At 64.0% G+C, this 539-nt stretch carries 1 protein-coding gene; it reads left to right on the top strand.

The window, feature by feature from the left end; translation table 11 throughout:
* Positions 1-539: baseplate J/gp47 family protein (locus BDE01S_RS10955; RefSeq protein WP_174520394.1), on the top strand; the 539-nt coding region annotated here is incomplete at both ends.

Raw genomic sequence — 539 nt, 5'->3', positions numbered from 1 at the left:
GTTGGTCTCGGCAGGCGAAGTGGCGTTTGCCACCGAAGAAGTGGCGGTATTGACCGCCGAACGCCCCGCAGTATCGGTGGAGGCCGTCTGCACGCAAAGCGGCGTGGTCGGCAACGGCTGGTCGGCCGGGCAAATCAACAGCTTGGCCGTGCAGCCCGTGGCGGGGGTGGAAATCAAAGCCGCCAACATCAGCGTGCCCGCGGGCGGCGCGGATACGGAAGACGACGAAGCCTACCGCAAGCGCATTCTGCTCGCTCCCGAAAGTTTCAGCGTGGCCGGACCCGTGGGCGCGTATGAATACTTCGCCCGCGCCGTCAACCAGACCATCTGCGACGTGTTCGTCGACAACCCCGAAACTTCAGACGGCCAACCGGTCGGCGGGCAGGTGCGCGTAACCGTGCTGACCAAAACCGGTATGCCGTCTGAAGAATTATTGAACCAAGTGCGCGAAGCCTTGTCCGCCGAACGACGCCGCCCGCTGTGCGATACGGTTACGGTGGCCGCGCCCGTGCCTGTTGATTACGCCTTACATGCCGAGC

The sequence above is a fragment of the Bergeriella denitrificans NBRC 102155 genome (assembly GCF_001592185.1).
Taxonomy (GTDB): Bacteria; Pseudomonadota; Gammaproteobacteria; order Burkholderiales; family Neisseriaceae; genus Neisseria; species Neisseria denitrificans.
Note: the sequence above shows the minus strand (reverse complement) of the source record. Positions and strands in the feature narration are given on the sequence as shown.